This is a genomic window from Spongiactinospora sp. TRM90649 (assembly GCF_029382225.1).
Classification (GTDB): Bacteria; Actinomycetota; Actinomycetes; order Streptosporangiales; family Streptosporangiaceae; genus Spongiactinospora.
This window is the reverse complement of record NZ_JARLTC010000009.1, coordinates 233,759-260,224: the sequence shown is the minus strand read 5'-3', so window position 1 is coordinate 260,224 and position 26,466 is coordinate 233,759. Positions and strand designations below refer to the sequence as shown.

The window sequence follows — 26,466 nt, the reverse complement described above, 5'->3', positions numbered from 1 at the left end:
GTGAAGACTTTACATAGAGTCATCATCCTTTGACCAGGGGCGACGCCCAACCCGCGCGGCCGAGGTGCCCAGCGCGGGCAGGAACCGGGACACTCCGGCATGGTCGAGCGGCGCGTGCTCGCGCCGCAGCGTGGCCTCGTCGTAGCGGTGACAGCCGCGGTGCCAGACCAGGATGCCCGCCATCCAGTCCTGGAAGCCCTCCGCCTGGCGCAGCAGCGCCGCGCGCGCCCGGTCGTCGAGACCGCGCTCCTCGAACAGCGCCGGGATGTCGTTGGCCAGCACGTACTGGTACTGCTCCATCCGGGCCGCCATCAGCGCGGCCACGACGTCGCGGGCCTTCCAGCGGTCGACGTCGAGGAAGTGCTGGACGACCACGACCAGGTTGTGCAGCTCACCCTCGTACTCGACCTCCTTCTGGTAGGAGAAGAGGTCGTTGGTGAACGCGCCGAAGTCGTGGGCGGCGGTCTCCAGCTCGCGCCAGGCCCGGGTGTGGTAGATCTCCGGGGGCACCACGTCGGAGTACGGGATGCGGGCCAGCGCCGCGGTGAGGTCGGAACCGAAGGTGCGCCGGCGCATCTCGACGTAGTCGATCGGGTCGGGCACCCGGTTGCGCGCCTGGTTGGCCAGCTCCCACAGCCAGCTCTCCAGCATGATCTCGATGGCGTGGCGCAGATGGGCGCGCGCGTCGCCGGTCATCGGGCCCGCCGTACGACGCCACAGGTCGTCGAGGCCGGTCTCCAGCGGGCCGGTCGGGATGACGCCTGGGGCGCCCGCGTCGAGCGGCATGAGCTGCGTCAGCCGCGCGTTGGACAGCCGCGCCCCGACGAGGTCGCGTCGCGCGCCGAAGACCACCGGGTAGTAGTCGTCGCCGTAGGTGCCCCAGGCCAGCCACTCGGAGGACAGGAACAGCTCCTCAGGGCCCGCGTCGGCGTGGATTCCGGCCGCGCACAGCGGCAGGTCGATGTCGCGCATCCGGCGTTCGTCCCACACCCCGCCGTGCTCGACGCCAGGGACGGAGTCGAAGATGCCGACCCGCCTGGCCCAGGCGATCGCGTGCTCGCGCGCGGCGTCGAGGTGCGGGCTGAGCCGGGCCTGGAACGGCATCGGCAGGTCGGGCAGCGGCAGGTGCCCCACCTGCTGGAACGGGATGAACGAGTGCTGGCGCAGCCGCACCCGCTGGCCCGGCCGGTCGGCGGCGGGCAGCAGCCAGGTGGCCGCCGAGGTGCCCAGGCCGTCGAGGCCGAAGGCGGGCGCCCCCGGCGTGCCGAGCGCGCCGGGCGTGGCCAGGCCGTCGTTCATGTAGCGGCTGGAGCGGGCGTGCCACTCGTGGCCGCCGGACTGCCAGTCCTGCAGGCCCTTGACGTAGGCCGCGACGGCGAGCTGCTCGTCCGGCGGGGCCCCGCGATCGGCCAGCAGCGCCGGGACGTCGTTCAGCGCCGTGCTCTCGAACTGCTGCAGCCGCGAGGTCAGCAGGTCGTTGACCAGCTCGGCGGCCTGCTGCGTGGGGACGTCGAAGAACTGCTCGAAGACCAGGACGGCGTTGGCGTTCTCGCCCTCCTCGCGCACCTCGCGCTCGTATGAGAACAGGTCGTTGCGCAGGTGGACGGCGTCGGCGAAGGTGTCGGCCAGCACCTCCATGGGCCGTGTGGCGGCGAGCCGGTCGGGGATCTCCGCGCCCACGGCGTACTCGACCAGGTTGGCCGACCAGGGCGCGCCGCCCACCCTGCGCCGCATCTGCACGTACTCGATCGGGTTGGCCACCCGCCCCCGGTTGATGTTGTCCAGCTCCCACATGGACTCGACCATCAGGTTGTGGGTGCTGGTGATGAACCGCACCCGCCACTCCCGCGACATCGCCGGGACCGTGCGCGCCCACAGGTCGGCCAGCCCTGCCTCGGCCGGGTTGGTCGGCTCGGGCGGGGTCTCGTCGTCCATGGTCATGAACGACTCCAGGCGGTCGAGATAGGCGCGGGCGCCCTCGGTGTCGCCGGAGTACTTGTAGTGCTCAAGGAAGTGGTCGTCGAAGAAGAAGACCCAGATGTACCAATCGGTGATCAGGTCGAGCGCGGGGCCGTCGCAATCGGGGTGGGTGTAGGCGCACATCAGCGGGTAGTCCATCCGGTCCAGCGCGGGCTGGTCCCAGACCACACCACCGCCGGGTTTGGGGGCGTCGAGCATGCCCATCTCTTTCGCCCAGGCGTCGCTGTGCGCGCGGGTGCGCTCCAGATGCGGGTTGAGCCGCGCCGGATGGGCGATGTAGAAGTCGGGCAGCGTGAAGGCGTGCATGGGGGGCCTGCTCTCATGGTCGCCAACTGGTAGCCAACGTACGGTAACGAGGGTGGCACTTAACGTGTCCCGTCGCAAGATGGCCATTGGACGGCCCTCGGCGCGGCGCGTCGGACCTGGGTACGGCGGACGACGGGCCGATGTGCCGGAAGGGTGCCCCTTGGCAGAGTCGCCCCCGTGATAGAAGTGCGCGAGCTGACCAAGAGCTACGGCGGGGTGCTCGCCGTGGACCGGCTGTCGTTCCGGGTGGAACCCGGTCACGTGACCGGGTTCCTCGGCCCGAACGGCGCCGGGAAATCCACCACGATGCGGATGATCCTCGGCCTGGACGCCCCCACGTCGGGCGAGGCCCTGGTGCACGGGCGGCGCTACGCGACCTTCCGCAGGCCGATGCGCGAAGTGGGCGCGCTGCTCGACGCCGACGCCGTGCACGGCGGGCGCCGCGCGTCCGACCACCTGATGTGCCTGGCCCGCGCCAACGACATCGGCGCGACGCGGGTCGCGGAGGTACTGGAGACCGTCGGCCTGACCAGCGTCGCCCGCCGTGAGATCGGCGGGTTCTCGCTGGGCATGCGGCAGCGGCTGGGTATCGCCGCGGCCCTGCTCGGCGACCCGAAGGTGCTGATGTTCGACGAGCCGGTCAACGGCCTCGACCCGGACGGCGTGCGGTGGATCCGCCGCCTGATGCGCTCCCTGGCCGAGGAGGGCCGCACCGTGCTGCTGTCCAGCCATCTGATGAGTGAGATGGCGGTGACCGCCGACCACGTCCTGATCATCGGCCGGGGCCGGTTGATCGCCGACACCACCGTGGCCGAGCTGACCGGCCGGTACCCCTCCCTTGAAGACGCCTACATCGACCTCACGGCGGGCAGCGTGGAGTTCGGAGCGGCCAGATGAGTGACACGATGAACAGTGCCCTGTCGTCGGTCCTCGCCGCCGAGTGGCTGAAGCTGAAGTCCGTCCGCTCGACGGTCACCGCGCTGGCCTGCGGGGCCGCCATGGTGGTGGTCGCGGGGGTGTACGCGTACTACGCCGGGAGCGCCTGGGACGCCCGCGACGCGGTCGCCCGCGCGGACATGATGGTCACCCCGCCCGAGCGGGGCTTCCTGCCGCTGCTGCAGATCAGCCTGGCGGTGCTCGGCGTGCTGGCGATCAGCGGGGAGTACGCCACCGGCATGATCCGGACCAGCCTCACCGTGGTGCCCGGGCGCGGCGCGCTGCTCGCCGCCAAGGCCGCGGTGGTCTCCGCCGTCACCCTGGCGGCCGGGTGCGCGGTGATGCTCGCCACGTACGCCGTCACCCGGGTCGTGCTTGGCGACCGCCCGATGGGCTTCAACGGCGGCTCGCTGCTGGACGACCTGCCCCTGCTGCTCGCCTCCGGCCTGTCGGTGACCGTGCTCGCCCTGGTGGGGCTGGGGTTCGCCACGGTCTCCCGGTCCACGGTGGGCGGGCTGGCCGCCGTCATCGGGGTGCTGTTCGTGCTGCCGGGCTTCGCGAGCTTCCTGCCCGCCCCGTGGGGCGAGCGGTTCATGTACCTCATGCCCATGACGCTGGTGCCGCAGATCGCGGGTGAGCCGATCGCGCCGATCGTCGCCGGGGGGCTGCCGCCGGCGGTGGCGCTGGCCGCACTGCTGGCCTATGCGGCGGTGGCGCTGGGCGCCGGGTATCTGGCGATCACCCGCAGGGACGCCTGACCGGCCGTCTGTTGTGCTCAGTGCTCGCCCTGCCAGATCGGGTTCCAGTCGGGCAGCTCGTGCAGCCGTCGCACCTCGGCCATGCCGCACATGGTGCCCGCCCAGGCCGCGTACGGCGGGTTCGACTCGTCGAACCCGCCCTGGACCAGGGTGAGCGTGGTCGCACCTGACGACTCGTCGATGTCGAAGGTGGTCGTGCCCATCGGACCCCAGCTCACGGTCAGGGAGCGGCCGGGGGTGAGGGCGGCGATGGAGCCGATGCCGTACTTGCCGCCGACCTTCGGCTCGATCTCCACGGGGAAGCCGAACCACCGGGAGACCTTGGCCGGGTCGATCAGCGAGTCGTAGACCTGGTCGGCGGTGGCGGCGATGACCATGCCGCCGGACAGGTCGGACGAGGTGTAGTCACACCTGTAGGTGAGGGGGCGGCCCTCCAGGTGGTCGACCAGGTTGGCGATGGCCAGCGCCCAGAAGGTCTGCAGCATGCCGAGGCTGCCGGGGTCGTACAGGTCGAACTCGGTCTGCGTGAGCGTGATCAGCGTGCTCGTGGCGCTCTCTTCGGCCAGGTCGACGGTGACGATGGTCTCGCGGCCGGCGAGGGTCCATGCGAAGCGCAGGTCGTGGCCTTCGGGGTCCAGCGGACGCTGGTGGGCGGCCGCGCCCTCGATGACGTGGTCGCCCCAGAAGGCGTATCGCTCGGGGAGCTCGCTCTCCGCGTGGTCGGCCAGCCAGATCCGCATCTCCGCGGCGTCGGTGAGCGCCCGGCGCACGTCCTCCCGGCTCGCTCCGGCACGGGCGGTCATGCTCATCAGGTCGGTCATCTCGGTCTCCCGTTCGGTTGATGTACAAGAGAGTTTGTACGTAAAAATGGAATTTGTCAATGCGGGATGCGGGGGCGGCGAGAGGTCGTCCCGCCTATCCGCCGCCTATCGTCTGAGGCATGACCATGCCCGTGCCGATCTACCTGGACCACAACGCCACCACCCCCGTGGACCCGAGGGCGGCCGAGGCGGCGCTGCCGTACCTGACCACGCATTTCGGCAACCCCGCCAGCGCCCACGCGTACGGCGAGACGCCCCGCCGGGCCGTCGCCCGCGCCCGCGACCAGGTCGCCGCGCTGCTCGGGGCCGCACCCGGCGAGATCGTCTTCACCGGCGGGGGCTCCGAGAGCGACACGCTGGCCATCCGGGGCGCGGCGCTCGCGCTGCGCGGCTCCGGCCGTACCGAGATCGTCACCCAGCCGACCGAGCACCCCGCCGTCCTGGAGGCCTGCCGCGCCCTGGCGGCCGACGGCTTCACCACGGCCTTGCTCCCGGTGGACGCGGCCGGACGCGTCGCCGTCGCCGACCTCCAGGCCGCGCTCAGCCGCCGAACCGCCCTGGTGACGATCGCCCACGCCAACGGCGAGACCGGCACCCTCCAGCCGATCCGCGCCCTGGCCGCCGCCGCCCGGCGCGCCGGAGCGGTCTTCCACACCGACGCCGCGCAGAGCGTCGCCAAGGTCCCCATCGACGTCACCGACCTCGGCGTGGACCTGCTCACCCTGGCCGGCCACAAGATGTACGCCCCCAAGGGCGTCGGCGCCCTCTACGTGCGCAGCGGTACGCCCATGCTGCCGGTAGTGCCCGGCGGCGGGCAGGAGGGCGGCTTGCGCGCCGGCACCGAGAACGTGCCGTGGATCGCGGCCCTCGGCGTCGCCGCCGAGATCGCGGCCAAGGCCGTGTTGGACGACGGCCCCCGCCTCGCCCGGCTACGCGACCTGCTGCACGACGAACTCGCCGCGCTGCTGCCCGGACGCGTGCACCTCAACGGCCACCCCGGCGAACGCCTCCCCGGCACCCTCAACGTGAGCATCGACGGCACGGACGGCCGGGCCCTGCTGGCCACCGTCCCCGAGATCGCCGCCTCCACCGGCTCGGCCTGCCACGAGGGCGCCACCGCGCCGTCACCGGTGCTGATCGCCATGGGCGTCCCACACGTCCGCGCCGCGTCCGCCATCCGCCTGTCCCTCGGCCGCGGTACCACTGAGGACGACATACGCGAGGCCGCCCGCCTACTGGCGGCGCGCTGCGGCCGCTCCGGCTAGCGCGGGGCCTTCCGGGCCGACCCCCGGTGGGTCGCGGGGTCGTAGCGGCGCTCGCCGTCGTCCAGCTTCTCGTGCGCGGCGGCGATGATGTCGACGCCGAGCGCGTCGGCCAGGCGCACCAGATAGTTCGTCACATCGCCCAGCTCGCGCCGCACCCGGTCGTGGGTCTCCGGATCGAGTTGGGCGGTCTCCTCGGGGGTCAGCCACTGCAACTCCGCGAGCAGCTCCCCGGCCTCACCCGCCAGGGCCATCGCCAGGTTCTTCGGCGTGTGGAACCGTTCCCAGTCACGGACACGGGCGAACTCGCGCAGCCGTTCGGCCAGCCCCTCCAGGTCGGATGTCATGCCCGGACGTTACCCGCTCTGGTTCGAATGGGTCACTCGCCGGTGAAGTCGAAGGTCGTCCAGTGCGTCGGGGCGACGGTGAACAGCACGAACGTCCCGCCGCGCGTGGCGGTCTCGGCCTCGGCCTCGGCCTCGGCCATGGCGTGCGCGATGTCCTTGGGCAGGTAACGGGAGGTGATCGCGAACACCTCGTCGAAGGAAGGCTCGCGGTCGGCTGACGTCACCGTGCACTCGGCGGTGACGTACCTGTAGACCGGCTCGGGCTGCTGCACGCACAGGCTGAGCCGTCCGGCCTGTTCGAGCAGGTGAGCCTTGCGGGCGGTACGCCCCTGGGTGCCCGTGAAGAACGTGAAGACGTCGTTGGTCGGGTAGTAGGCGTACCAGACCGGCACGGTGAGCGGCGGACGGCCCGAGCCCGGCTCGGCCTCGACGCTCAGCACGGCGATACGGGGTTCGGCGAGGAACTCCTCGCGCTCGGCGGCGGTCAGCGCACGCGGCATGCTCGTCTCCTTCCTCGGATGGGGAATGGTCAGTATTCGTCCCGAAGACGGATCCACCCCATGGTCGGATCCTGGGGCCATCCCTCCGGGGAGTCTTCCCATTTCTCCTGGCGGCCGTACGGGGTGAGGTCGAGCACGTTGAAGTCGAAGTGCAGACGATCGACGCCCCGGCCGGTGGTGTAGTACGTCTGGAAGAACTCGTCGCCGTCGTTGAGCAGGACGCTGAGGCCGAAGCCGCCGGTGTTGCCGAGGTCGTCGGCGAACGTGGTGCCGTGGCAGGAGTACCAGGGGACCGTCCAGCCCATGCGCCGCCGTACCACCTCGATGTCCTCCTGCGGGGCGCGTGACACCAGGATCATCCGGGTGCCACGGTCACTGAGGTGCGGCTGGGAGTGCTTCGGGATGTTGTCGGCGAAGGACGCGCAGCCGCTGCAGATCGAGCGCTGACCGGGCGACAGCATGAAGTGGTAGATCACGACCTGCCGGTGCCCGTCGAACAGTTCGGCCAGGCCGGTGGGTTCGCCGTCGGGAGCGGTGAGCGCGTAGTCGCGCTCCAGCCGCACCATCGGCAGCCTGCGCCGCTCGGCGGCCAGCGCGTCCAGGGCCCTCGTGTGTTCCTTCTCCTTCAGCAGGAGCGCGTCACGGGCGGTCTGCCACTCTTCCCGGGATACGACTTTGGGACGGTTCATAGCTCTCCCCCTGTTGGTCTCTTAAGGGAACCGACCATAGCAGTATGAGTTCCCTAAGGGAACTAGAATGACCCCATGCAGCGCACCTCCTACGGCGACTGGGCGTGCTCGATCGCCCGCACCCTCGACGTGATCGGCGAACCCTGGTCGCCGCTGATCCTGCGAGACGTGTATGTGGGCATCAACCGCTTCGACCAGATCCAGCAGGACCTGGGCATCTCCCGAAAGGTGCTCACCATACGGCTGAAGTGGCTGGTCGAACAGGGTGTGCTGGAGCGCGTCGAGTACTCCACCCACCCCCTCCGGTACGAGTACACCCTGACCGAGAAGGGTGGCGAACTGTGCGACCTGCTCCTGGTCATGGCCCGCTGGGGCGACCGCTGGCTCGCCGGCGAGGCCGGCCCACCCGTACTGACCCGCCACCATGCCTGCGGCAAGATCTCGCACGTCGAGTTGATCTGCTCCGAATGCGGCGAACCCATGCACGCCATGGACGCCGACCCTCTCCCCGGCCCCGGCGCCCGCCCCTAGACTTGTGCGCCGTGGCGCTGGACTACTACTTGATCGACGACGCGTACTTGCTGGTCGAGGAGTTCGCACTTCACGACGACCACACCGCGGCCGGCATCGACAGCGCCCAGTGGGACGGCGCCGCCTGGCACACGCCCGCCGAATCGAGCCGCCTTATCCGCGCCGACCGGTCGCTACGAGTCCGCGTGCTCGACCGAGAGGAGGCCGAGGCGACCTTCACCCGCGTTGGCGGGGGAGAACTCCCGGGCGAGGACGATATCCGCTCCCGCTTCGGCGACCGCTGGACCCTGCCCACCGACCCACCCCTCGACTTCGGCACCTCCGACGCCCGGCACTACCGCGTCCTCTTCGCAGGTTCCCTCTACTCGGACGACCTGACCGCGCTGGCGTCCTGGCTGTCCCCTCGTCCGGCCGAGGACCCACGGGTCGTGGGAACCGGAAGCTCGGACGGCTGCACCTGGGAGCTACGCCGAATCGGCGGCGGAGTGGCCTGGGCCCTCGACATGACCGTGCCTCTCACCGGCATCGGAATCGCCTCCACCCTCCTTACCAACCACCGCCAGGCAATCCGTGCCCAAGGCCTGATCCCGGTAACCATCGAACGCTTCGCCTGATCTCTCTATGTATGCGAGATCCCCGAATTCTGAAATGCTCGATGTGCCATGAGCTTGAGCGCCCTTCGTACTCGCCTGCGTGAGCTGTACCTGCGGGCTGGCGAACCGGGCTACCGCGCAGTGGCCACGCGCACGGGCGCGATGAGCCACACGACGGCCCACGCGGTGATCCGCTGCGAACGGCTGCCCCGCTGGGGACAGGTCAAGCTGGTCGTCGAAGCCCTCGATGGAGAGGTGGATGTTTTCCACACCCTGTGGATATCCGCACGTACCGAGAGCGACGAAGTCGATGAGGTAGCCGCTCTACGCGAAGAATTGGCAGCGGTGAGGGCAGAACTGCTCGCCGTCCGCCGTGAACGCGACGAACTGGCCGCGCTCACCCTCCACAGCCACCCCACCGAACGCACCCTGACCGGCTATACCGGGCCGGTCACCACCCTGGCCTTCCATCCCCGCGGCCACCTCATGGCCAGCGCCGGCCCCGACGGCATCCGCCTCTGGGACACCCGCACGTGGCGCCCCACCCGCGAGCCCCTGCCGGGCCACGTCTACACCATGGCCTTCCACCTTCGCGGACACTTGCTCGCCACCGGAGGCCTGGATGGCACAGTCCGCCTCTGGGACACCCGCACCTGGCGCCCCGCCTCCCCACCCCTGGCCGGCCACCCAGGCGCGATCTGGACGCTGGCCTTCGAGCCCACCGGCCAACTCCTCGCCACCGGAGGAGCCGACACAACGGTCCGCCTATGGCACTGCGAAACCAGCCGCCCCGCAGGGGTTCTCAAGGGCCACGCCGGACACGTCTACTCAGTGGCCTTCCACCCCACCGGCCATCTGATAGCGACAGCTGACGACGAAACGATCCGATTCTGGGGCCCACGCGAAGCTCGCACGGTCAGAGAGCCACTGCACCACCGCGCCCACGGCCTCGCCTTCCACCCCACCGGCCACACCCTGGCCATCGCGGAAGCGGATCACGTCCGCCTCTGGGACACTCGCGCCTGGCGCCCGACGGCGGACCTGGAAGGCGCCGCTATGGCCTTCCACCCCAAGGGTCATCTGATCGCGACCGCCACCAAGGACACCATCCACTTCTGGACAGTGACCGGAACCCCCGCCCGAGCCCCTCTGCGGACCTCAGCAACCACCATCGCCTTCCACCCCCGAGGCCACCTCCTAGCCACCACATCCGAAACCACCGCCATCTCCCTCTGGCAATGGACGGGAAGCTCCCGCTAGGGGAGCACTATGTACACTATGTAACGGTTTGATCGCAGTTGGTTTTCGAATCGATGCCGGCGAAGAATTGTCGCCTAGCTCAGCTAGTGTCCGTTTTGTGAGGAACTTATCGGACAAGCTTGGGCAGACCATGACCCGCGCCGATGTGAAGGCTATCGTGGGGGGTGGGTTGCAGGGTGGAATCATCCCTGCGGATAAGCACATCATCCTCTACAGCGACCATGCCGGCGGGGCGCGCCACGGCTACTACGACGGATGGTTGGCTGATGAAGGGAGCAATGACCCGCTCTTTGAATACACTGGTACGGGTCGGAACGGAGATCAACGCTTCGTAGGCCCCAACAAGGCTGTGCTGAATCACGTCGCCGCAAAACGCACCATACATATCTTCAGTGCGATAGGCGTCGTTGCGGGTACGCAGACAAAGACACACCATTATCTGGGCCAGTTCGTCCTTGACGAGGAGCAGCCCTATTTGATGCGAAGGGCTCCCGGCGAGGACGGGATTCCCCGCTGGGTGATCGTCTTTCGTCTTCGCCCGGTGAATCGAGTGGTACGCGAAGATCGAGACGACATCCCGCCTGCTCGTGTCACAGAGGCTACTCCGGTTCCTGCCGATGTCACTGAAAGCAGGCTGGTCAGGCCCGAGGTGAACACTAGGACGGCGACACAACGGGTAGCGGTCCCGCGCCTCGAAGTTCAGCGCAGAGAAGCACGGCTCTCTGATGCCTACACTGCCTACCTGGAAGGAAAAGGGCATTCTGTGCAGCGCTTTCAGATTCGAGTGCAGGGCCTTCGGTCGACCTTGCTTACAGATATCTATGATGCTACCGAGGCGGTGCTTTATGAGGCTAAGAGTACTGTGTCTCGTGAGGACATTCGCATGGCCGTTGGGCAGCTGCTCGACTATCGCCGCCACATCACAGTAGCTGGGCTGACCTTGGCTGTGCTTTTACCGTCGAAACCGAATAGGGATCTCCAAGATTACCTCCAATCCCTGAATATCAGGATCATCTGTCGATATGAAGGTGGTTTTGCTGAGATCTAGGAGCTAAATATTGCCTTCGCCTGCGCGTTGGAAGCCTCCATCGGTACGCTGATCGCCAGCGTAGGCCCGACCCAAAAGGATGTAACGGTGGACGATGCTCCCAGCTTAGGTCTGTACGACTCGCTGATAACGAGTTCGCTCGAACGTAGTATCCGAGCGTGGCGGCAGGTCGGGCATCTGGTGGAGGTGTCGGGGGTTGATAACGAGGAAGTCGCTCACCTGCTGGGCCGCTTCGTCGGTGCGGCAGCGGCCAGGGCCTTCGCTGCACTGAAAGATCGTCCGCAGGATCAGGTAGACCTTGCGAATCGACTGCTGAGCCAGCTCGCCGAGTCGGAGGCCGTGGCAGACGGTCCCAACAGACTGCTTTCCATCGTGAAGGACGAGCCAGGCGCAAACTCGCCGGTGCGGCCGTTGACGGCACTGTCTGAAGCGGCGCTCCTGACCAACGCTCGCGAGGATCCCAATCTGGCCCACGAGCTCGCGGCCGAGCTGGCGAGTGCCGATCGGGTTGACCTACTGTGTGCGTTCGTCAAGTGGTCCGGCCTGCGGATCCTGGAGCAGCCGTTAGCCGAGCTACGCCGCAAGGGCGTGCCACTGCGCGTGATCACGACTACCTACATGGGGGCCACAGAGCGGCGGGCGCTGGACCGGCTGGTCCGCGACTTTGGGGCCGAGGTACGGATTAGTTACGAGCAGAACTCGACACGCCTGCATGCGAAGGCGTGGCTCCTACGTCGCCGTACTGGCTTTGACACAGCCTACGTGGGGAGCTCCAACCTCTCCCGCGCAGCTCTTCTCGATGGACTGGAATGGAACGTTCGACTGTCCTCAGTGGGCACTGGGCGATTGCTGGACAAGTTCGAAGCCACCTTCGACTCCTACTGGAACCGGCCGCAGTTCGAGGCGTACAACCCGGAGACTGATGCCGAGCGGCTGGACGAGGCGCTGTCACGGTCGCAGGCCGGCGAGCGGCTGTTCGACATCCCCGAACTCGTGCCGCACCCCTTTGCACACCAGCGCGAGATGCTTGAAGACCTGGATGTCGAGCGCACGGTACATGATCGGCATCGCAATCTTGTAGTCGCCGCGACGGGCACGGGCAAGACAGTCGTGGCTGCCTTCGACTACCGGAACTTGCAGCAACGTCTGGGCCGCTTGCCGTCGCTCCTCTTCGTTGCCCATCGGCAGGAGATCCTGCGTCAAGCGCTGCGCACGTATCGGCAGGTGCTGGCCGTCCCTGACTTTGGGGAGGTACACGTCGGTGAGGAACGCTCGCGGCACTGGCGGCACACCTTCGCAAGTGTGCAGTCATTGACCAGCAAGGGGATCGACACCTTCGACCCTGAGCACTTCGATGTGGTCGTCATTGACGAGTTCCACCATGCCTCGGCGCGGACCTATCGGCGGATCATCGAGCACCTCAAGCCCAAGGAACTGCTCGGGCTGACGGCAACACCCGAGCGAGCAGATGGCACGTGGGTTCAGGACGAGTTCTTCGACGGCCGCATTGCCTCGGAGCTGCGGCTTTGGGACGCGCTCGATGCCGACCTGCTGTGCCCCTTCCACTACTTCGGCATCAATGACGAGACCGACCTCTCCGGCTTGAAGTGGTCGAAGGGCTCCTACGAGTCGGCTGAGCTGGACAACCTCTTCACCGGTGACGACGCGCGGGCGCGACTCGTGTTCAATGCCTTGCGGGACAAGGTCAGCAACCTTGGTGCAGTTCGGGGCCTAGGTTTCTGCGTTTCAGTACGTCACGCCCGCTTCATGGCCGAGTTCTTCACTGCGGCGGGGTTGCCCTCTCAGGCGGTGGACGGCACGACTGAGGATGACGTTAGGAAGGCGGCACTCAAGGCGCTGAAGGAGGGTGAGGTCCGCTTCCTCTTCGCAGTCGATCTGTTCAACGAAGGTCTCGACATCCCCGATGTCGACACTCTCCTCCTACTCCGTCCAACCGAGAGCGCCACCATCTTCCTTCAGCAGCTTGGCCGTGGCCTGAGGCGAACTCCCGACAAGGAAGTGCTGACGGTGCTCGACTTTGTCGGGCAGCACCGAAAGGAGTATCGCTTCGCCAATCGCTTCCAGGCGCTCACTGGGTTTGCCCGAGGGCGCCTCGACAAGCAGGTGCAGGACGACTTTCCGCTGCTGCCTTCAGGGAGTCAGATCGTGCTCGACCGCGTGACCAAGGATCGGCTCTTGGCTGAACTCAAGATCCATCTCAGCGCGAAGGTGAGCACACTGGCCCAAGAAATTCGCTCATATGCTGAGACATCGTTGCGTGGGTATCTCGAATCGACCGGTCGGGACATCAGCGATCTCTATCGCAACCGGCGTTACTGGACCTTGCTGCTCCGCCGCGCCGGGCTGCTACGCGAGGTTGGCTCCCCTATGGAGGACCAGTTGGGGCGTCGGATTCGAGCTCTTCTCCACGTAGATGACCGCCGTCGAGTCGACGCGTATAAGCGGCTAATCCAGGCGGACGGTCCGCGGTATGGGGAATGTTCGCCCGTCGATCAGGCGTTTGCTCGAATGCTGTGCTTCTCCTTCTGGCGCGATGGCGGCAACTTCGGCAGCTACGACGAGGCGCTTCAGCGGCTTCGCGGCGAAGATGCCCTGTGCGATGAGATTCGGCAGGTCTTGGCATACTCAGCGGACCGTCCGCCTCACGTTGGACGATCCCTGCAGCCGGACCTGGAAGCGGTACCCCTCGTAGTTAACGCCCGCTACTCCGGCGACGAGGTGCTTGCGGCGATCGGGTGGGCCTCATTTGGTGGGTCAGTGCCATCTACCATGCGCGAGGGTGTCGCGTGGAGCCCCGCCACCAAGTGCGATGCTCTGTTCGTAACGCTTCATAAGAACGACAGAGAGTTTTCCCCGCAGACGATGTACCGTGATTACGCGCTTACCCCTGAGTTGTTCCACTGGGAGTCGCAAAACCGTACTGGGGAAAACTCTGCTACCGGCCTGCGCTACCGGAACCATGAGGCTGAGCGTAGTCATATCCTGCTGTTCACTCGGGAGCGCAAGGAGAACGAGAGCGGTCACCCAGAGCCGTTCGTCTTCCACGGAACGGCACGGTACGTCGAGCATCGAGGAGAGCGGCCGATGGCGATCACCTGGAAGCTCGATGAAGAGATGCCGGCCGATCTGTTCCGCAGGGCAGCCATCGCCGGGTGACGGCCTGCGGCGTTCTGCGAGATCGCGTCGAAACAGTCCGTCTATCCGGATGGGGCAGCCTGTTGATCGATGGCCGGGTGCGCGCCGAGGACGGTCGGATAGTACTAGGGGGATCCAGCGGACGCGTGGACGAGAGACGGTGAGCTCAGGGACCGGTTTGTGGGCTACACGCTTCCTTGATGGCTTCACGGGCGAGGTAGGAGACGCCGTTCACCGCCTTGGTTGGTCGAACCAGTAGGCCAACTCTGCCTTGGGTGGCGTTGAGCCTTGACTGGGAGAGATGGCCTCTGCAGTGCCTAGCGGAGAGGTCCTGAGGCGGTGTCTTTGCTGGACGTTCGTACGTTGGCGAGCGGATTGTCTGAAATCGGGGCTTTCGGATTGGCGTGTATCAACCGGCCGGAAGGGCGAACGGGACTCTGTGATTGCGACGGTCTATTCGGGGCGTGAGCGTGACTATTGAGCGGTATTCGTCATATATCTCCAAGGTTGTGCACTTATATACTTTGTTCTGCTTGCATGCTGAGAGAGTTGCAGGTATGCATGGAGGTCGAAACACTAAACGGACTGTTTGTAGTTACGCATTAGTCATGCTACGCTCACTGAGCGTGATCAAGGCCCCGATCTTACGGGAGAACTGTCATGTCCGAAAAGTGGGAAGCGGACCCATCGGCATCGTTCCAGCGGCGCATAGGTAAGTCTTCGCACGAACTCGGACAAACCTCCGGCAACTCAAGCTGCCCCGATATCTGGGAGCTTGATAACGGTGACGTCGCCGTCATCGGGTCGGACCTGACGGTCTCGTACGAGGGTCGTCTTCCGGACGGAGTGAGTGTTGACCCCGGCGAACGACTGGTGATCATTCCCAGGGCGACCATACTGGCGGCGAAGGCAGATATTCCTGATGCCTAGCCCGCTTGATGGCGCCGTCGGTGAACGAATGGAGCTGGCCGCCTACTATGTCGACTTTGAGAAGCATTTCTGGAAGAGCGGCGATCTGGGCTTTTGGAAGTTGGAGCGGCAGCAACACTTCAAAGAGCCAGGGTATGACAGTTGGGAAGCGTTCGCTAAAGGCGACTGGCAAGAATCTCTGCGTATTCTCGAAGCCGGTCGGGACGACATGGCCGACTATCACGATCGGATCAGGAAGCGTGGCTTCGCCGCACGCCGAGTCCGGGTCGTCGAAGAACCAATCACACCGTACCTGCAGTGGGAGCTCCACGCGCTGAGGGTTCGTGACCAGTGCGGCGGTAGCGTGCGAATCGTTGGTCCGGATCAGATCGCGCAGTTTGAAGACGACAGCTTGCTTCCGGAGATATACACGCTTGGCTCCGCAGTGATGTACGAGGCTGTCTACGACGATGACGGGGTGTTGGAGTCGGTACGCCGGTTCATCGATCGCGACCTCATCATGCGGTGTCAACAGTTCGTCCAGGGTTTGTACGAGGTTGGTCAGCCTCTACAGTCGTTCTTCGCCAGCCACGTCGCAGCGCTTCCACCGCCCTCGCAGACGCACCCATCGCAAATGTAATCTGACTACCGTGATGGGCGAGGAGCGCGACAGCCGGGACGATGCTGCACGCCACGTCAACCGCCTAGAGGCGTCCGGCTCCGGCGATGCCGTCCAGGCCCGGAACGTGCATGGAGGGGTACACTTCCATCAATCTGCGCCCGTGTTTGCAGTTACGCCCTCGCAGCTTCCCGGTGACGTACGAGGCTTCGTCAACCGGCATGTCGAGCTGACAACGCTCAGCAGCGTGTTAACCGAAAGCCACGAGGATCCGGTTGCTGCAGCGGTCACTGTCATCACCGGTACCGCCGGAGTGGGTAAGACATCGTTGGCGCTGCACTGGGCGCACAGCGTCCGCGAGCATTTCCCCGATGGCCAGTTGTACGTGAACCTGCGCGGTTATGACCCTGGCCTGCCTGCGATGCCAGAGCAGGTCCTCGATCGATTCCTTCGCGACCTGGGCGTTCCAGCTACAGCGATTCCAGTCCATGTGGAGGATCGAGCCTCGTTGTACAGGTCGTTACTGGCAGCCCGCAGGATGTTAGTAGTACTAGACAACGCCGCAAGTGCCGGTCAGGTCAGGCCGTTGCTGCCGGGAGCAGCCACATCTCTAGTCGTGATAACCAGCCGGAGTCGGTTGTCCGGACTGGTCGCCCTACATGGTGCGTTCCGGCTGGGCCTGGACATCCTGGCGGAGAACGACGCTGTTGCCTTACTGGCAACTCTGATCGCCCGCTATCGAGGACACGACCAACGTCATGAGTTGGTCGAGCTCGCTCGGCTCTGCGCTCGCCTCCCGCTCGCGCTACGTATCGCTGCCGAACGTGCCGCGAGTCGGCCGATGATGCGGCTGGACGAACTGATCGCTGACCTGCGCGACGAGTCTGCCCTTTGGGACGCCCTCACTGCCGAGGGCGACGATGACATTGATGCGGTCCGGACCGTGTTCGCCTGGTCATACCGGGCGTTACCGGAGGCGCCGGCACGATTGTTTCGGCTCCTCGGTATGCACCCTGGCAACGAGTTCGGTCTCCCTGCTGCCGCGGCACTTGCCGGGCTCAGCATCACGCAGGCACGTCAGCAACTCGATGTCCTCGTCGGCGCGCATCTGCTGGAACAGCCTGCCCCGGGGCGGTATGAGTTTCACGATCTGCTGCGCGCCTACGCCGTCGACCAGGTTCGCCACCTAGAGTCCCCCGAAACCCGCACTAAGGTCTCGCAGCGGATCCTCGACTGGTACTTGCACACGGCCGACGCTGCGCAGAACCGTATTGCACCGTTCGACCGGTACAAGCTGAGCGAGCCGGTTCCGCCCGACGTCGCGCCACTCTCCTTCGACGACTACGACAGCGCTCTACGTTGGTACCAGATCGAACGCGCGAATCTCGTGGGGGTGACCAGGGCCGCCGCCGAGGCCAATTCGCACGGGACCGCATGGCGACTCGCCGCTGTCCTCCGTGCCATCTATATGCACCAGAACGCCTTCGATGACTGGCTCACCACCGGCGGCATCGGAGTCGACTCCGCTGAGCGAGACGGCGACCGCGGCGGCAGAGCCGAAGCCCTGGAAAGCCTCGGCAGAGCGTACTTCCAATCGCGTCGGCTCGATGAGGCGGAGATCAACCATTCAGCTGCGCTGGACATTCGCCGAGAGATCGGCGACCAGTTCGGGGAGGCAGTTTCTCTCAACACACTTGGCTTGATCGGATTGCGCCGCCGACACCTCGACGATGCCCGGTCGTTCTTCGAGCAGGCTGGTGTCATCTTTCACCGCCTCGGCGAACATCGCTGGGAAGCGCTCATGAGGAGCAACCTGGCCGAGACACTGTGCGAGGTACAGCAGCTTCAGGCAGCGATAGATGTCTTGCTCGACGTACTTTCCGTCTTCCGTGACCTCGCCGACCGAGCCAGCGAAGGCAATGCGCTGTACCACCTGAGTTGGGCGCACCGGGAACAAGGTGACGTCGCAGCCGCACACAGCTCCATCGACCAAGCGATTCGTATTGCGGAGGACGAGGACAACCCGGTCTGGCTGGCCCATTGGTCGGTCGAACTCGGCAATGTGCAGCGGGCCTCTGGGCAGCCTGCCGAGGCGCTCGTCGCCTATCAGCGTGCTGCCTCGATTCAGCGGCGACTCTGCGACCGCAGCAGGGAAGCTTTCGCACTCGACGGCGCCGGCCAGGCGTATCAGCAAATGGGCCGCTTCGAAGAGGCGGTCGACTTCTATCGCACGGCCGCCGGCATCCACCACGACCTGGACGACCGGTGGAACCTGGCCCAAACGCTGTCCCGCCTTGCGAGCACCCTGGTTCATACGGATTCCGAAGAGGAGGCGCAGACACTTCGAGGGCAGGCGGTCGATCTGCTCTCTACCTTCGATGATTCCCGCGCGGTCGAACTACGCCGGCGTCTCAGGGACTTTTGACCGCTTCCGAATCTACGATCCAGATCGGGGCGTCCGCGCATTCGACACGTATGCCGTCCGTTGGTTCCAAGCACGTGCGGAACACCCTCAATTGTTTGTCGCCTACCCGGGCCATGGGTGCCTGATCGCGGCCCATGAACGCGAACATCCGTACCTGATTGTGCACCTCGCGTGCTGAGCGAGACCAGTCCACTACCGAGAACTCCGGCTCGATGAACCCGGCGGCAGAGGCACTGGCCTCATCCTGCGCTGTTCCAGGAACGTGGCGTGCCACCTGGTCTATGGCGCTGGCGAGCAGGTCGGCGAGTACGGGGCGGATCAGCTCCCAGAGCGGCCGGGGAGCGACATCATCTTCTAGTGGGATGCCGCCACGTTGAGCGAGAATCGGACCGGCGTCGAATCGTTCGTCCATCCGATGGATGGTGATCCCGACTTCCGTATCGCCATTGCGGATGGCCCAAAGCACCGGTGCTGGGCCCCGATACTTCGGCAGCAGCGAAGTATGAACATTGATCACGCCCAGCCGGGGTGTGTCGAGAACGGCAGCGGGGAGCTTCCAGTTGAAGCCGTACACGATGAGGAGGTCAAGGTCGTATCCCGCTAGTTCGTGCGCTAGCCCTTCTGGGTTGCCCGGCAGCAGGAGATCCATCCCGGGCGGTAGCGCCTCAACGATGTCACTGATCGCCGCAGTCGCGTGGGTATCCGTGATGCTGTTCGGTTTCATCGAACGGCAGTACACATATGCGGCAGGAATATGGCCGAAATCGGCGCATGCCGCATGTAGGAGAGCGAACTCCTCAACACCGAATGATGCGAGCGCAATACGCATTGGGTCCGGCACCCCCGCGATGTTATCAGAGGACGTCGGGCATTCTATTGGGTCGCATCCGAGTTCGTGGTGTATGAGATTCGGTCACTCTATGACCTGTCCTACTTATGTATCAATGGCATCATTATTTACATTGATGTCGCTGGCGGCTTCTCTTAGCTTCCCTGTGTCGGCCTCACGGCATTCAGCTATGACATCCAGGCCGAAGGCGAGGGCGTCTGCGATGCCCAGGGTCACTTGTTGAGCATGTTGAATCTCGCGGGCGCGAGTATGACCGGGTCCGGTGGTGGCAGGGCGTTGGGCTGGTGGGGAGCTTGTGGGTTGTGCGGACGGGGTGCATTGTCCCTTGCGAGCGCCGGAAGGGCGGCCTAGTAGATCGCATGCAGCACTGGTGACGTCATGTCTCAGCCGATAGGTGTCGCCACCAGTCTGAGTTCGTGGGCGGCTGGGTGGGCTTGCGCGTTGGCGGGGAGGCCCTTGAGGAGTTCGGTGATTACCACGCGGCGGTAGCTGGTGACGGGGATGGGGTGGGCGACTTCGAGTGCCCTTGTCAGGCCCTGGGTGATGTCGTTGTTCTCGATCATGCCCCATGCCTGCATGAGGGCGATGTTGGTTCTCGCGCCGACCTTCTCTGGTGGGGTCGCGGCGAGTGCGGCGTCGAGGAGTGGGGCGGCGTTCTTGCTGTCGCCGAGTGCCGTGTAGACGAAGGCACGCGAGAAGTCGAGGTTCTCCATCGGCATGCCCCAGACCGAGATGCGGTCGGCCGTGGTGGCGTCGGGGAGGTCGTCGGTCATCTGGCGTAGTTCGGTGATGGCCTGTTTGGCGGCCTCGGGCTGGCGGCGGCTCGCCAGGAGGCGGGTGCGGGTTTCGAGTGCCAGTGCCGCGCCGAGGCAGGGGCGGCCGTCGGCCAGGTCGAGGGCCTGTTGAACGAGGGCGTCGGCGGCCGGGCCTCGACGGTGGAGGTGGAAGGACTGCGATGCCTCCCACGCTCTCGTCCACACCCGGAGTTCGCGGTCGCCGGATGCGTCAGCCGCGGTGCGGGCGGCGTGGCAGGAACGCCAGCAGGCGCGAGGGCTGGCGGTTTGGGCGAGTTCGCAGGCGAGGAACGCCGAGAGTTGCGCGTAGGTGCGGAGCAGCGCGGACTGTTCCGGTGAGTCCTTGGCGCGGCGCAGTCGCATGTTGAGCGCGTGAATGTCGCCGACCAGGTCGGTCGTGCGGGTGCTGCGAGGGCGCAGTTCGGTCCACACGGTCTGCCCGTAGTCGTAGGCGATCTGCTCCCACTCACTGAGGCTGTAGTCGTTGGCGTTCGCTTCCAGGAATCGCCACAGGTCTCCGTGCAGGGCGTCGACCGCCGATGCCGGAATGGCAGCACCTGCGGTGAATGTGGCAAGAAAGCGCATCGCGGCTCGGCGTTCCATATCGCCACCCTCGTCACCTATTGAGGTGTCCGCCGTGGGTGTACCCCCTTGCCGGTGTTCCAATGCCACCGCCTCCGCGTGGAGGGCGATGAGTTCGCCGCCCGCGCCTACCGCTCGGTCGTAGTCGTGCGCGGAGTCGGCGGAAGGGCGGGTCTTTCCCGTCTCCCAGCGGTCGATCGCGCTCGCGTGCGTGTGAATGCGCGCCGCGACGTCGCGCAGGCTCAGGCCGACCGCGTCGCGGTGGAAGCGCATCGCCGTTCCGAGCATTCGCCACATTGGGCCGAGGGGCATGGTGACCTCACACGTCATGTGTTGCACCGGTCTTCGCGACACGGTGCGACGGTTTCACCTGGTCGAAGACCGCGCTGTTGCTCATCATTGCATCACCGGATGCTCACGGAGCGTGAGAACGCGGAACCCGTCGAGGCGCTTGCGAAGCTCAACGGGTTCCTTGATCGCTGAGAGGCAGCGACCCATGAATGAGGATAGAGCGCTCGACCCTGCCCGCGTGGTGCTTGCCGTGTGGGAGGTGGAGGCGGGGAAGTGCGGTGTCGGCGGAGTGACCGACAACCGGGCCGTCGCGCATCGGGAGATGATCCGCGCACTGGACGACTTCTCGCAAGGGCGTGGCCGCGTGCGGTTGGCGTGGCTCGTGCCCGGCTCGGCCTACCGGTACGGCGAGACCGTCGTGACCGCGCACCGGAACGACCGAGCTTTCGTCGCCTTCGCCGGGGACGCCTGGGAGACCACGTTCTGAGTGGCCCACACCTACCGATCACTGAAGGAGTGTCATGAACGTACTGCTCGAATGCTCGCCGGATGGGGAGTCGCGAGGGCGGATCGCTCGAATCGGGGATCTGTTCCCGCTCGACCCGACCGGTCATCGGCTCGAAGCGAGTGACGAGCCGCCGTCGGCCGTACGCCCGTGGGGGTTGCGTCATGTCCGGCGGTTGGTGCCGCGTGCGGGTGGCCACTCCGGTGGGACCAAGGAGACCACAGGTGACCTGGACGGCAACCGGCCGTCCGGTGAAGAGACCAACAGTGACTGAGGCCCCGACGTACGTGCTGGCGCTGGCGGCCGATGACGATCGGGTCGTCCGGGAGCTGGCGGGGCGGGGCGCGACCGTCCACCGCGTGGATGTGGGGGACTTTCCGCTCGATCTGCGGATGACGGCCGGGCTTGGAGCAGGACGCTGGGAAGGCGAACTGCGCGGGCTCGCCGTACGCCTGGCCCTGCGACACGTGACCGGTGTCTACTACCGGCGGCCGACTCAGTTCCGGCTGCCGGAGGGGATGTCCGGGCCGGAGCGGCTCTTCGCGTACAACGAGGCGAGGCGCGGGCTGGGTGGGGTGCTGCACACGCTGGACTGCCTGTGGATCAACCATCCGATCAAGGTCGCCGCCGCGGAGTACAAGCCGGTGCAGCTCGCCACGGCGAGGGCCTGTGGCCTGGCCGTGCCCGAAACTCTGATCACCAACGATCCCGAGAGCGCGCTACGGCTGGCTCGAAGACCACACCCAAATCCCCATCACCTCCGCCATCGCCGACCTCCTCCAGAAAGGCACCCGATGAGTCTCGCCGAAGGGCTTGCCGACATGCTCGTCCAGGCAGGTGCCATCACCGATCCCACCTGGCGGGAGGTCTTCGCGAGCGTCCCCCGCCACCACTTCGTCCCCCACTTCGCGTACGCCACCAACACGCCGCAGGGAACCCACTACCGCCTGATCACCAGCGCCGACCCCGCCCACCGCGATGCCTGGCTCAAGGGCGTCTACTCCGACACCACCCTCCTTACTCATATAGAGGGCGAGCCAGTGGAAGCCAGATTCGCCCAATCCAAGGGCGGCCACGGCAGGCAGACCTCCAGTTCCACCCAGCCCAGCCTGATGGCACGCATGCTGCACGCCCTCGACCTCCGCGACCACCACACAGTCCTGGAGATCGGCACCGGCACCGGCTACAACGCCGCCCTGCTCAGCCGCCGCCTTGGCGGCCACCGTGTCACGTCCATCGACATCGACCCGGAGCTGACCAAACGAGCCGAAGCGAAACTGGCCGAGCTCGGCCTCTACCCAAAGATCCGAACCGCGGACGGACGCCAGGGCCACCCCGCCTGCACCCCCTACGACCGGATGATCTCAACGTGCGCTCTGCCGTACCTCCCGCCCGCCTGGATCGAGCAGACACGACCAGGAGGTCTGATCATCACCAACCTGGCCGGGCTGGTCGGCGGGGCGATGTTGCTCGCCGAAGTAGGCCCGCGGAACACCGCGCGTGGACGGTTCCTCGCCGACTGGGCCGGGTTCATGCCGTCCCGTCACCCCACAAAACCACCACACCAAGCCGCCGGCGATCACGTCGCCGGCACCACCCGGCTGAGTCCGAAGGTCCTCGACGACCCGGCGTTCGCGTTCTGCGCCCAACTGCACGTCCACAACGCCCGCCGCTACTGGGCCACCGACGAGAACGGGCGCGATCTCACCGGATTGGCGACGCCCGACGGATCATGGGCCGAGGTCTATGAACCCGACGCCGACGGCAGCCACCTCCTGCACCAGGCCGGGCCCGCCCGGCTGTGGAGCGGACTGGAGGAGGCGTACGCGTGGTGGCGAAGCGCGGGCCGTCCCAACTGGAAGCAGTACGCGTTCCGGGCCACCCCGGACGAACAGCGGGTGAGTTGTGATGGATATGACCGTTACCTGCCTGTGGAATGAGAGAGCCAGTGGCGGATCCGGTTGAGCAGCACCGTTATGTCCACCGGCTTGGGGACGTAGTCGGAGGCGACCGAGTAGGGCTCTCTGCCCACGTTCAGGTTGTTCAGGGCAATGATCGGAAGCTTGGCGTAAGCAGGCATCCTCCGGATCGCCGCCATCGCCGTCCAGCCGTCCACGTCCGGCATCATGAGGTCGATCAGCAGGAGCGCCACGTCGTCGTCGCGTTCGAGCGCCGTGAAGCCATCGTCGCCGTTCTCCGCGTACAGCACCGTCGCGCCATTGCGTTCGAGGACGCTCGCCAGGGCGAAGACGACGCGGACATCATCGTCGATGATCAGGATCTTGGCTCCGCGCAGCGGGTCGTCGTCGCCGGACGAGCGGACGGGGGGCTCCTCGCCGATGATCGGCATGGCGTCGAGGGGTTCGGCGGCGGGGGGCGGCACGCTTGCGAGGTACGGCCACGTGTCGCCGGAGGCGGACCGGGGCCGGATGACGGCTCCGCCGTCGGGTGCGGACAGCGGGCCCTCCCACAGGACCGGTAGGTAGAGGGTGAACACGCTCCCCACGCCGTGTTCGCTGTCCACGTGGATCTCGCCGCCGAGCAGGCGGGCGATCTCGCGGCAGATCGACAGGCCGAGGCCGGAACCGCCGTACTTGCGGCTGGTGGTGCCGTCGGCCTGGCGGAACGGCTCGAAGATGATCTCCAGTTTGTCGGTGGGGATGCCGATGCCGGTGTCGCAGACCTGGAAGCCGATCACTTGGTCGGCGGCGCGCAGCTTCTCGTCCTCGAAGAGGACCTCGCGCGGAGGCGGGACGATCCGCAGGCGCACCTCACCTCTCACGGTGAACTGCACCGCGTTGGTCAGCAGGTTGCGCAGCACCTGCTGCAACCGCTGCTCGTCGGCGTGCAGCGCGACGGGCGCCAGGTCGTCCACTTCCACGGTGAAGGTCAGGTCCTTCTCCAGGACCAGCGGCGTGAACAGCGTCTCCACGTAGCGCACCAGGTCGGACAGCGGGATCGGCTGCGGGTGGATGTCCATCCGTCCGGCTTCGACCTTGGACAGGTCGAGGATGTCGTTGATCAGTTGCAGCAGGCCCGAGCCCGCGCCGTGGATGGCGCGGGCGAACTCCTCCTGCTGGGAGGTCAGGGTCCCGCTGGGGTTGTCGGCGAGCAGTTTGGCCAGTACGAGCAGGCTGTTCAGTGGGGTGCGCAGCTCGTGTGACATGTTCGCCATGAACTCGGACTTGTAGCGGGAGGCCAGCGCGAGCTGTTCGGCGCGTTCCTCCAGCGTGCGCCTGGCCTGTTCGATCTGGAAGTTCTGGATCTCGATGGCCCGGTTCTGCCTGGCCAGCAGCGCCGCCTTGTCCTCCAGTTCGGCGTTCGACCGCAGCAGTTCCTTCTGCGCCGCCAGCCGGATCGAGATCTCCCGCTCGCTGTGCTCGATCAGTTCCACCACGCCCTGCGGCACGTCGGCGGGACGGGCCTCCAGCCAGCGTTTGCCCTCGGCGATCCGGACCTCGGAGAGCAGGTCGCCGTCGGCGGCGCGTTCTTCCATGACGGCCAGCCAGCGCTGGAACTCGGCGTCCTCCTCGACCCAGTCGCCGAAGCGTTTCCATTCGCGGATCAGCGCCTCGTGGGCGATCTCGGCGGTGTCGGGGCCCTCGGGCGCGAGGACGACCAGGCGGGTGGTGGACTGGGCGAGGTCTTCGGCGATCTTCCAGCCGTCGCCGAGGTGCTGCCGCCGGGCGACGACGCGGGCCGCGCTGGCGGCGCCGCCCCGGGCGCGGACCATGGCCAGCAGGACGCGCCGGATGTCCTTTTCTCCGTAGCGTTCGCACAGCTCGCCGTAGACCTCCTCGGCGTGCCGGTTGAGCGCGCCCGCGACGCCGCCGAGCGCGTGGTAGTGGTCGAAGGTGAGTCGGCGGCGGTGCTGCGTCGCCCACAGTTTGGTGAGGGTGAACTCCAGCAGCGGCAGGCCGCCCCGGCTGCGGCTCGACTCGCGCGCGATGGTCTCGACCAGGCCGGGGGAGTAGGTGACCTTGGCGACCTGGGACGGCTCGGCGATGACCCGGGCGAGCGCGTGCTCGTCGAGGGGGGTGATGTTGAGCTGGCGGTCCTGCAGGCGCAGGCCCATGCCGGGGAGTTCGAGCAGCGCGGGCAGGAAGTCGGCGCGCAGGGTGCAGATCAGGCGGACGTCGGCGCGGTCGGGGCCGTCGTCGGCGGACGGCAGGATCTTCTGCAGGAACTCCAGGTCGGCACCGCCTTCGGCGGTGAAGATCTCTTCCATCTGGTCGCACACCAGCGCGACCGGGCGGTCGCGCAGCAGCGAGAGCTGTTCTGTTACGGCAAGCAGCCCGTCCCGGTGGATGCGCGCCGCGATCGCGTTCAGGTCGTCGAGGGTGTGCGGCTCGCCCGACTTCTCCAGATTCAAAAGTGTGTGCGCCGCCGAGTCGAACGGGTTGCGTCCCGGCCGGAAGGAGGCGACGTCCCACCCGCCGGCGCGCAGGGTGGGTTCCAGACCGGCGGCCACCAGCGAGGACTTGCCAACCCCCGACGGCCCGACCACCAGCACCAGCGGGTGCCGCTGGACCATCGTGTTGAGCCGGGCGACCTCGTCCTCGCGTCCGACGAACACCCCTTCCTGGGCGTCGGCGGCGGTGAACGCCTGCAGTCCCCGGTAGGGGCACGGCGGCATGGCGCTCTCGCCGAGCAGTTCGGGCCAGGCGTTGGCGACGTGTTCCACGGGGACGGCGTAGGCGTCGGCGTGTGTCCCTTCGCGCGGCGCGACGGCGAGCATGCCGACGACGGCGTCGCCCCACTCGTCTTCCATGATCGCGGGGCTGCCGCTGTAGCCGGGCTGGGCGCGCAGCGCGGACTCGCCCTCGGCGTCGAGCTGGACCAGTCCGCCGCCGACCGCGCCCCGGAACCGGCAGACGGCCCAGCCGCCGTTGCGTCTCCTGGCGGGGGCCGCCGGGTAGCCGAACACGGAGACCTGGGCGTCGTGCAGGTTCCGCAGGTCCATCAGCCGGGCCGGGCCCGCGCCGACCGGCAGGGCGTCGCCGCCGACGATGGTGAGTCCGGCGACGTCGCGCCCGCCCTGGCCGGGCGGGCTCCACGCGGTCACCTTGCAGTTGCGCAGCGGCGCGCCTTCGGCGTCTCCGAGCAGGGGGAACTCGATCAGGACGCGGCCGGTCTCGGACGGCCGGCCGGTGGCGGTCTTGTCCAGCCCCAGCGCGACGTTGACGACGTGCGCGCACGTGACGATCTCGCGGTCGCCGACGACGAAGCCCACTCCGGCCGAGTCGCCGATGCTCGCCCGAATAATTCGAACGATAAATCCCTTACGCGACGTGGTGGCCATAT

22 protein-coding genes and 1 pseudogene are annotated in these 26,466 nt (G+C 66.7%); 14 read left to right on the top strand and 9 right to left on the bottom strand.

The window, feature by feature from the left end:
* Positions 1–9: 9 nt before the first annotated feature.
* The gene (locus tag P3X83_RS13660) at positions 10–2,286 is read right to left on the bottom strand and encodes a germacradienol/geosmin synthase (protein WP_277305392.1); all 2,277 of its coding nucleotides are present in this window, start codon (positions 2,284–2,286) and stop codon (positions 10–12) included.
* Positions 2,287–2,463: 177 nt separating this feature from the next.
* On the opposite strand from P3X83_RS13660, the pseudogene P3X83_RS13655 reads away from it, so the two are divergent.
* Both P3X83_RS13655 and P3X83_RS13650 read left to right on the top strand, forming a co-directional pair.
* A pseudogene (locus tag P3X83_RS13655) lies at positions 2,464–3,105 on the top strand (ATP-binding cassette domain-containing protein); the annotation flags it as partial.
* Positions 3,106–3,179: 74 nt separating this feature from the next.
* Positions 3,180–3,980 (top strand): ABC transporter permease, encoded by an 801-nt coding sequence (locus P3X83_RS13650; RefSeq protein ID WP_277305391.1) that lies wholly within the window; start codon positions 3,180–3,182, stop codon positions 3,978–3,980.
* 17 nt (positions 3,981–3,997) lie between these two features.
* On the opposite strand, the gene P3X83_RS13645 is transcribed toward P3X83_RS13650, so the two are convergent.
* Positions 3,998–4,801 carry an SRPBCC domain-containing protein gene (locus P3X83_RS13645; RefSeq protein ID WP_277305390.1) on the bottom strand — a complete coding sequence of 268 codons (804 nt, stop codon included), beginning with the start codon at positions 4,799–4,801 and terminating at the stop codon, positions 3,998–4,000.
* A gap of 119 nt (positions 4,802–4,920) precedes the next feature.
* Between P3X83_RS13645 and P3X83_RS13640 the strand changes: the two genes are divergently transcribed.
* Positions 4,921–6,066, top strand: a complete 1,146-nt coding sequence (locus P3X83_RS13640; protein WP_277305389.1) for a cysteine desulfurase family protein — start codon at positions 4,921–4,923, stop codon at positions 6,064–6,066.
* Here the strand turns inward: P3X83_RS13640 and P3X83_RS13635 are convergent.
* Genes P3X83_RS13635 through P3X83_RS13625 form a run of 3 tightly spaced genes read right to left on the bottom strand, consistent with a single transcriptional unit; the run spans position 6,063 to position 7,599 of the window.
* Positions 6,063–6,410, bottom strand: a complete 348-nt coding sequence (locus P3X83_RS13635) for a nucleotide pyrophosphohydrolase (RefSeq protein WP_277305388.1) — start codon at positions 6,408–6,410, stop codon at positions 6,063–6,065. The two genes, P3X83_RS13640 and P3X83_RS13635, sit on opposite strands and share 4 nt — an antisense overlap.
* Positions 6,411–6,442: 32 nt before the next feature.
* Positions 6,443–6,910 (bottom strand): pyridoxamine 5'-phosphate oxidase family protein, encoded by a 468-nt coding sequence (locus P3X83_RS13630; protein ID WP_277305387.1) that lies wholly within the window; start codon positions 6,908–6,910, stop codon positions 6,443–6,445.
* Between the two features lie 29 nt (positions 6,911–6,939).
* Entirely contained in the window at positions 6,940–7,599 is a 660-nt protein-coding gene (locus P3X83_RS13625) for a DUF899 domain-containing protein (protein WP_277305386.1), read from the bottom strand.
* A gap of 75 nt (positions 7,600–7,674) precedes the next feature.
* Here P3X83_RS13625 and P3X83_RS13620 point away from each other — a divergent pair, with 75 nt between their 5' ends.
* From P3X83_RS13620 to P3X83_RS13585, 8 genes are all read left to right on the top strand, one after another.
* On the top strand, positions 7,675–8,130 hold the full coding sequence (locus P3X83_RS13620) for a helix-turn-helix domain-containing protein (RefSeq protein WP_277305385.1): 456 nt from the start codon (positions 7,675–7,677) through the stop codon (positions 8,128–8,130).
* Between the two features lie 11 nt (positions 8,131–8,141).
* Positions 8,142–8,744: a hypothetical protein gene (locus tag P3X83_RS13615; protein WP_277305384.1), complete on the top strand. Its 603-nt coding sequence runs from the start codon at positions 8,142–8,144 to the stop codon at positions 8,742–8,744.
* A gap of 48 nt (positions 8,745–8,792) precedes the next feature.
* The gene (locus tag P3X83_RS13610; protein WP_277305383.1) at positions 8,793–9,983 is read left to right on the top strand and encodes a WD40 repeat domain-containing protein; all 1,191 of its coding nucleotides are present in this window, start codon (positions 8,793–8,795) and stop codon (positions 9,981–9,983) included.
* Positions 9,984–10,113: 130 nt separating this feature from the next.
* The gene (locus P3X83_RS13605; RefSeq protein WP_277305382.1) at positions 10,114–11,031 is read left to right on the top strand and encodes a hypothetical protein; all 918 of its coding nucleotides are present in this window, start codon (positions 10,114–10,116) and stop codon (positions 11,029–11,031) included.
* Positions 11,032–11,118: 87 nt separating this feature from the next.
* Positions 11,119–14,208 carry a DEAD/DEAH box helicase gene (locus tag P3X83_RS13600; protein ID WP_277305381.1) on the top strand — a complete coding sequence of 1,030 codons (3,090 nt, stop codon included), beginning with the start codon at positions 11,119–11,121 and terminating at the stop codon, positions 14,206–14,208.
* Between the two features lie 639 nt (positions 14,209–14,847).
* The gene (locus tag P3X83_RS13595) at positions 14,848–15,117 is read left to right on the top strand and encodes a hypothetical protein (protein ID WP_277305380.1); all 270 of its coding nucleotides are present in this window, start codon (positions 14,848–14,850) and stop codon (positions 15,115–15,117) included.
* 28 nt (positions 15,118–15,145) lie between these two features.
* Positions 15,146–15,736, top strand: a complete 591-nt coding sequence (locus tag P3X83_RS13590; protein WP_277305379.1) for a DUF6879 family protein — start codon at positions 15,146–15,148, stop codon at positions 15,734–15,736.
* Positions 15,737–15,878: 142 nt separating this feature from the next.
* Positions 15,879–18,140 (top strand): tetratricopeptide repeat protein, encoded by a 2,262-nt coding sequence (locus P3X83_RS13585; protein ID WP_277305378.1) that lies wholly within the window; start codon positions 15,879–15,881, stop codon positions 18,138–18,140.
* Here P3X83_RS13585 and P3X83_RS13580 read toward each other — a convergent pair.
* From P3X83_RS13580 to P3X83_RS13570, 3 genes are all read right to left on the bottom strand, one after another.
* Positions 18,127–18,981: a formyltransferase family protein gene (locus tag P3X83_RS13580; protein WP_277305377.1), complete on the bottom strand. Its 855-nt coding sequence runs from the start codon at positions 18,979–18,981 to the stop codon at positions 18,127–18,129. The two genes, P3X83_RS13585 and P3X83_RS13580, sit on opposite strands and share 14 nt — an antisense overlap.
* A 93-nt stretch (positions 18,982–19,074) precedes the next feature.
* Positions 19,075–19,206: a hypothetical protein gene (locus tag P3X83_RS13575; RefSeq protein WP_277305376.1), complete on the bottom strand. Its 132-nt coding sequence runs from the start codon at positions 19,204–19,206 to the stop codon at positions 19,075–19,077.
* Between the two features lie 167 nt (positions 19,207–19,373).
* On the bottom strand, positions 19,374–20,654 hold the full coding sequence (locus P3X83_RS13570; protein ID WP_277305375.1) for a helix-turn-helix transcriptional regulator: 1,281 nt from the start codon (positions 20,652–20,654) through the stop codon (positions 19,374–19,376).
* Between the two features lie 241 nt (positions 20,655–20,895).
* Between P3X83_RS13570 and P3X83_RS13565 the strand changes: the two genes are divergently transcribed.
* From P3X83_RS13565 to tgmC, 3 genes are read left to right on the top strand one after another with little or no spacing between them, the layout of a single operon-like run.
* Positions 20,896–21,144, top strand: coding sequence for a hypothetical protein (locus P3X83_RS13565; RefSeq protein ID WP_277305374.1), 249 nt, complete (start codon positions 20,896–20,898; stop codon positions 21,142–21,144).
* A gap of 34 nt (positions 21,145–21,178) precedes the next feature.
* A complete protein-coding gene (locus tag P3X83_RS13560) occupies positions 21,179–21,436 on the top strand; it encodes a hypothetical protein (protein WP_277305373.1) in 258 nt (85 codons plus the stop codon).
* Complete coding sequence (gene tgmC / locus P3X83_RS13555; protein ID WP_277305372.1) at positions 21,429–23,102, top strand: ATP-grasp peptide maturase system methyltransferase; 1,674 nt, start codon at positions 21,429–21,431, stop codon at positions 23,100–23,102. Before P3X83_RS13560 ends, tgmC begins: the two co-directional genes overlap by 8 nt.
* Here the strand turns inward: tgmC and P3X83_RS13550 are convergent.
* Positions 23,084–26,464, bottom strand: coding sequence for an ATP-binding protein (locus P3X83_RS13550; RefSeq protein ID WP_277305371.1), 3,381 nt, complete (start codon positions 26,462–26,464; stop codon positions 23,084–23,086). The two genes, tgmC and P3X83_RS13550, sit on opposite strands and share 19 nt — an antisense overlap.
* Positions 26,465–26,466 lie beyond the last annotated feature (2 nt).